Annotated in this window: 5 protein-coding genes; 4 read left to right on the top strand and 1 reads right to left on the bottom strand. The window is 70.0% G+C overall.

Features of this window, described 5'->3' with window-relative positions:
- Positions 1 to 326, top strand: a 326-nt coding sequence (locus tag NN4_RS39440) for a thiamine phosphate synthase (RefSeq protein ID WP_186818845.1), incomplete at its 5' end; no start/stop codon positions are given.
- Between the two features lie 29 nt (positions 327 to 355).
- Here NN4_RS39440 and NN4_RS39435 read toward each other — a convergent pair.
- Positions 356 to 1,054, bottom strand: a complete 699-nt coding sequence (locus NN4_RS39435) for an NUDIX hydrolase (protein ID WP_147142044.1) — start codon at positions 1,052 to 1,054, stop codon at positions 356 to 358.
- 181 nt (positions 1,055 to 1,235) lie between these two features.
- On the opposite strand from NN4_RS39435, the gene NN4_RS39430 reads away from it, so the two are divergent.
- The 3 genes from NN4_RS39430 (at position 1,236) to NN4_RS39420 (ending at position 6,220) form a co-directional block, all read left to right on the top strand.
- On the top strand, positions 1,236 to 2,624 hold the full coding sequence (locus NN4_RS39430) for a GlnX family signal transduction membrane protein (protein ID WP_107661025.1): 1,389 nt from the start codon (positions 1,236 to 1,238) through the stop codon (positions 2,622 to 2,624).
- Positions 2,621 to 3,601 (top strand): glutamate ABC transporter substrate-binding protein, encoded by a 981-nt coding sequence (locus tag NN4_RS39425; protein WP_147142041.1) that lies wholly within the window; start codon positions 2,621 to 2,623, stop codon positions 3,599 to 3,601. The genes NN4_RS39430 and NN4_RS39425 overlap by 4 nt, the downstream gene beginning before the upstream one ends.
- Positions 3,602 to 3,949: 348 nt before the next feature.
- On the top strand, positions 3,950 to 6,220 hold the full coding sequence (locus NN4_RS39420; RefSeq protein ID WP_371865813.1) for a serine/threonine-protein kinase PknG: 2,271 nt from the start codon (positions 3,950 to 3,952) through the stop codon (positions 6,218 to 6,220).
- Positions 6,221 to 6,600 lie beyond the last annotated feature (380 nt).

Raw genomic sequence — 6,600 nt, 5'->3', positions numbered from 1 at the left:
TGATCGGGCGCTCCACGCACAACCGCGCGCAGGCCGGGCTGGCCGCGATCGACGAACACATCGACTACTTCTGCACGGGGCCGGTCTACGCGACCCCGACCAAGCCGGGCAGGCAGGCCGCGGGCATCGAGCTGGTGCGCTCCACCTCCGACGCGCACCCGACCCGGCCGTGGTTCGCGATAGGCGGGATCGACGCGAACAACCTGCCCGACGTGCTTGCCGCGGGAGCGGACCGCATCGTCGTGGTGCGCGCGATCACCGAAGCGCGGGACCCGGAAGCCGCTGCCCGGCAACTCAAGACGGCGCTGCTCGCCAACGCTGCTTGATTCGCGTTCGGGCCGCGCGGGTACTGGTCTCAGGAGAGGACTTGACCGAGGGTGAGCGAGAGCACGGCCTCGGCAACGGGGGTGCCGTTCGGTACCGGGTCGACGGGTGGTGGTGCGGTGTCCACCGGATCGACGATCCTCGCGTAACCGCCGGGACCGTGGGGGTCGGCATGCAGCCAGAAGAAACCTCGATCGGCCAGATCGACCGTGCGCGGCAGTGCGGCGGCGACGGCTTCGTCGTGCGCGAGTTCGTCGAGGCAGACCCGGGCGGGCGCGGCGCGCAACGCAGGCCAGGACACGGCGAAGCCGGGATGCAGCAGCCGGGCGTCGACCTCGGCCTCGGGAATCCAGGCCAGTTCGGAGCTTTCCTTGTTCCGGCTGGTCGGCAGCGGCGCGACGGCGTCGGCGATCACCGTGGTGTAGGTCCAGCCGCTCGGTGCGGACGCGGTCACCCGCTCGCCGCGCACCCGGACGTCGGCGGGGTCGATGCCCGCCTCCTCCCACGCCTCGCGCACCGCGGCATGCACCGGGGTCTCGTGACTGTCCCTGGCGCCGCCGGGCAGCGCCCAGGTGCCGCCCTGATGGCTCCACGCCGCGCGGTGCTGCATCAGCACCGCCGATCCGCCGTCGGCGAGCGGGGCGCGCAGCAGCAGTCCGGCGGCTCCGAAACGACCCCAACGCCGCATGCCAATGGGGTCGCGCGACCACCCGTCACCGTCACCACGCATCTGGTACCCATCCTCGTTCCGCCGTCGCGGCACCGGCGTCCCACAGCCAAGCAGGGGTATTTCACACGCCACGGCACCGCTACGACCACAATAAACTCCGCAACGACAGACACGGGGCGACCGGATATCCGGTCGGTCCGTCGAGAAATCCGCGAATGCGGCCCAGACTGGGGAGGTGGACATGGCTCGGATCGAGCAGGCGACGGCGGTACTCCGGCCGTCGCCCACCGCCGAGCTCGCCGCGCGGGATAGTCCGGGGGCACTGCGCGCCGCGTTCATGCGCGAGCAGTTCGACCCGGCCCGGATGCGCCTGTTCGCCAGTTCCTCGCCGGGACGGCTGATCGCGATCGGACTTGTCCTCATCGGCGTGTGCCTGGCCGCCGGCTGGGTGACCGGTTCTACCGTGAGCGACCGGCAGCAGACCCTGGACGTGCTGCTCGACGACACCGAGCCGGATGCGTACTCCGCGCATCGGCTCTACACCTCGCTGTCCATCGCGGACGCCGCGGCCAGCACCGCGTTCATCGCGGGCGGGCTGGAGCCGCAGGCGGTGCGGGACCGCTACAGCCAGGCGGTCGGCGAGTCCGCCGCGGAATTGGTGGCGGAGGCAGGCCGCGCCGCGGGCACCGCGCCCGGCGTACCGGACAACACCGATGCCCAGCTGCGCACCGGTATCGCCACCAGCCTGCCGGTGTACACCGGCATCGTGGAGACCGCCCGCGCGAACAATCGCAGTGGCTACCCCGTGGGCGCCGCCTATCTGAGCGAAGCCTCCAACCAGATGCAGACGGCGGTGCTGCCGATGGCCGAGGAACTGCACAACCGGCGTTCGGCGGCGGTCACCGAGGCGCAGCGCAACCACGTGCGGCCGCCGTGGACCGCCATCGTGCTGGTGCTGCTCGCGCTGGCCGCGCTGGTGTGGGCACAGTTCGACCTGGCCAAACGCTGGCGTCGGGTGCTCAATCCCGGGTTGCTGCTCGCCTCGGCGGCAGTGCTGGTGCTGCTGGCGTGGACCGTGGTCGCGGGTGCGGTGTCGGCCACCTCGATGATCAACGGCCGCGACGACGGCGCGGTGCCCGCCTCGCGGCTCACCGAGAGCCGGATTCTGGCCCAGCAGGCACGTTCGGCGGAGACGCTGAAGCTGGTCAACCGAGACGCCACCGGCGACTACGACCGCACCTATGACGCGAACATCGCCCGCCTCGCCGATCTACTCGGCGGCTACCCGAGTTCCGCGCCCGCCGCCGACGAAGTGCGCAATGCCATTCCGGCACTGGGCCGTTGGCGGGTGGCGCATCAGCGCATGAACGACACGCTGGCCCGCGGTGACTACAACGGCGCGGCCACGGTGGCGACCGGGCCGGGCGCCGCGGATGTCGCGGCCCAGGTGGACGCACTGGACAAGGCACTGGAGCAAGGCATCGACGAGACGCGGGATACATTGCGCGACAACATCTCCCAGGCAGCGCGGGTACTCGACTTCCTCGGGCCCGGCGCACTGGTGCTCGGCATCATCGCGGCGGGCTGCGTCGGCCTCGGACTGTGGCCGCGACTGCGGGAGTACCGATGAGGCGCGGGCACGGCATCCTCGCCGTCGCACTCGCCGCCGTCGCGCTGGCCGGCGGCTGTACCAGCGACGCGCCGCCGCCGCTGCCGACCAGCACCGCCAAGTACACCGAACCGCCGTTACCCGCCAAAGCCGTTCCGGTGCTGACCGATTCGCCGATCGCGACGCCGAAGGACCAGCAGTGCGGCGACCCGACGGCCAGCCTGCGCCCGACCGGTGAGGGCACCGCGGCGCGCGGGCCGACGATCGATGCGATCCGGGCCCGCGGCAGGCTGATAGTCGGGCTGGACGCGGGCAGCAACCTGTTCAGCTTCCGCGATCCCACCTCCGGCGCCATCGTCGGCTTCGACGCCGATATCGCCAGGGAGATCGCGCGTGATCTGCTCGGCAGCCCGGACCTGATCGAATATCGCACCCTCGGCTCGGCCGACCGGGAGCAGGCGCTGCAGAAACACGACGTGGACCTCGTCGCGAAGACCATGACGATCACCTGCGAACGGCGGCAGAAGGTCACCTTCTCCACCGTGTACCTGCGGTCCAAACAGCGGGTGCTCGCGATGAAGAGCTCGGGTATCAACGGCATCGCCGATCTCGCGGGCAAGCGGGTGTGCATCGTGCGCGGCACCACCTCGCTGGACCGCATCCGGCACTATCAGCCCGCCGCGACCGTGCTCTCGGTGCCCACCTGGGCCGACTGTCTCGTCGTGCTGCAGCAGCGGCAGGTCGACGCGGTGAGTACCGACGACTCCATCCTGGCCGGCCTGGCCGCGCAGGACCCCTACACGGCCGTGGTCGGCGACACCATCAGCGTCGAGCCCTACGGCATCGGGATCCCCAAGGGTGACGACGATCTGGTGCGCTTCGTGAACGGCACGCTCGACCGCATCCGCAACGACGGCACCTGGGACCGCAGCTACGCCCAATGGTTGACCGTGCTCGGCCCGTCGCCGGGACCGCCCGCACCGAATTACGTGGACTGACGGCCGATGAACACAGCTGACGACGCCACCTCCGAGTCGGACGAATCCGTGTCCACCCCAATGGTTTCCAGCGAGGGTGCGGAAGAGCCTGCGCACACCGAGATATCGCGAGGTTCACGGCAAGCGGACGTGCCCGCGCACACAGAACTGCCAACGGGTTCGCGGGACGCTGAAGAGCTTGCGCACACCGAACTGTCGCGAGGATCGCGGGAGGTGGACGCGCCCGCACATACCGAATTATCGCGCGGATCGCGAGCAGTGGACGAGCCCGCACCCACCGAACTGACGACGGGTTCGCGAGAGGTGGACGAGCCCGCGCACACCGAGCTGTCACGAGGTGCGCGGGACGTGGACGAGCCGGTGCACACCGAACTCGCGCGAGGCTCACGCCCGACACCCAGTGCGGCGGCGTCCGCCGAAACCGTCATCGGCGCATGGCGTACCGACTCCGAGCCGGATTCGGCGGCGACGATGCGGACCTCGGGGCGCAGCGTGCGTACCGCGCGGTCCCGGCCGACGGTGCGCAAGCTCGGCGGTGGGCTGGTGCCGATCCCGACGGTCGAGCCTGCCGATCCGCGCGCCGCCGTCTTGACCGATCCCGTTGTGTCGGAAGGCAAACGGTTCTGCTGGCGGTGCGGCAACCCGGTCGGCCGGGCCACCGCCATCCGGCCCGCGCTGACCACCGGCACCTGCGATACCTGCGGCGCCCCTTACGATTTCCGGCCGTCGCTGCACGAAGGCGACATCGTGTCCGGTCAGTACGAGGTGCAGGGCTGCATCGCGCACGGCGGGCTCGGCTGGATCTATCTGGCGATCGACCGCAACGTCAGCGATCGCTGGGTGGTGCTCAAGGGCCTGCTGCACACCGGTGACGCCGAGGCCCAGGCCGTGGCCGTCGCCGAGCGCCAATTCCTGGCCGAGGTGGCACACGCCAGCATCGTCAAGATCCACAACTTCGTCGAGCACACCGACCAGGACGGTGCGCCGATCGGCTACATCGTCATGGAGTACGTCGGCGGTCGGTCGCTGCGCGAGATCCTCAACTCCTACGACCGCCCGCACCGGATGCCGGTCGCCGAGGCCATCGCCTATCTGCTGGAAATCCTGCCCGCGCTGGAGTACCTGCATTCGATCGGGCTGACCTACAACGATCTCAAGCCCGACAACATCATGGTCACCGAGGACCAGGTGAAGCTGATCGATCTGGGCGCCGTCGCCACCATCGAGTCGTACGGAAACCTCTACGGCACCAGGGGATTTCAGGCACCGGAGATCGCGAAGACCGGGCCGACGGTCGCGTCGGACATCTACACCGTCGGGCGCACCCTGGCAGTGCTCACCCTCGAGATGCCGATGGAGCAGGGCCGCTATCTCGACGGCATTCCCGATCCCGCGGACCATCCGGTGCTGGCGCGCTACGAGTTCTTCCACCGCCTGTTGCTGTGCGCGACCGATCCGGACCCGGAGCGCCGATTCCCGTCCGCCCGAGCCATGTCCGCGCAGATGTCGGGGGTGCTGCGGGAAATCCTCGCGATGGAGACCGGCACCGAGCACCCGCAGTTGTCGACGGTGTTCAGCCCGCCGCGAACCAGCTTCGGCACCGAGGAACTGATCAGGCAGACCGACGCCTACGCCGATGGCCGGGCGCGCAGCAAGTTGCTCGAAGCCCGCGATGTGGTTGCGGCACTGCCGGTTCCGCTGCTCGACTCGGGCGACCCGTCGGCGCCGCTGCTGGCCTCCACCGTGCATGCCGAGCCCGCCCAGTCGCTGGAGGCCATCCGGGCCGCCCAGGAACGGGCCGAGACCGACCCCGACAATGCCCCGGAGACCTTGGATCTGGAGCTCCGGCTGGCCGAGGCGCGGGTCCGGCTGGATCTCGGCGAGTCGGCCTCGGTGTTGCATCTGCTGTCCAGGCTCCCCGAAAACGATTGGCGCGTCAGCTGGTATCGCGGGCTGGCCCAGCTGCTCGACGTGGAGTACGAGCAGGCTTTCGCCAGCTTCGACCGGGTGCTGTGCGTGCTGCCCGGCGAGATCGGGCCCAAGTTGGCGCTGGCCGCGACCGCGGAATTGATTCTGCAACATTGGGATTCGCCGGATCCGGACCAGTGGCGGGCGTACGCGGAGAAGTTCTACGACACCGTCTGGCGCACCGACCGTGCGGTGGTGAGTGCCGCCTTCGGACTGGCCAGGCAGCTCGCGGCGGTCGATCGCGTGGTGGACGCGGTGCACGCGCTCGACGAAGTACCGGCCGCCTCACGGCATTTCACCACCGCCCGGATGACCGCGGTGCTGCTCTTGCTCACCGCCGCCCCGGTGGCCGAGCTCGACGAATCGACCTTGCACATCTCCGCCTCCCGGGTGCAGAGCCTGCCCGCCGGCGAGGGACGCGCGGTCCAGATGCGGGTGCTCGTCCTCGGTGCCGCACTAGCCTGGTTGCAGGCGGGCAACACCCCGAAACGGCCCGACGCCACGCTGTTCGGCGCGCCGTTCACCGAACGGTGCCTGCGGGAGGGCACCGAGGCGGGGTTGCGTGCGCTCGCGCGCAGCGCCCCCGGGCGTAACCACCGGTACGCGCTGGTCGATCTCGCCAACTCGATCCGCGCCAAGACCTGGGTCTGAGACGTTCACGAAATCCTCATGATGGGTTCGGCAGGATCTGTCTCGGATCAGGTTCGTGCGGCACATCGAGGCTCGCACCACCACCGCATGTCACCGGGACAGCGATGCCCTCGCCGCTCTCGGGCCGCGCCGCCGCGGACTGCCCTCCAAGCCGGCGCTGACATGTGGCGGGAGATCCGGCCCGGTCGGCCTTCCCTCCCGACCGGGCGCTCACCCGCCTCTCCGCGTATTCAGGCCAGAGTCAGGTGCCGCGGGGGTGACGTCGGGCGGGCGGCGGTAACTAGGCGGTCGGGTTGGCCCGTGCCCGGTGAGTTACCCATGTGCGTGCGAAATCTGTTGGCTGCGAATGGGGAACAGATCGTTTCGGTGGCAGGGCGGGT

The sequence above is a fragment of the Nocardia ninae NBRC 108245 genome, assembly GCF_007990755.1.
GTDB classification, from domain to species: domain Bacteria; phylum Actinomycetota; class Actinomycetes; order Mycobacteriales; family Mycobacteriaceae; genus Nocardia; species Nocardia ninae.
This window is presented reverse-complemented; position numbering and strand designations above follow the sequence as displayed.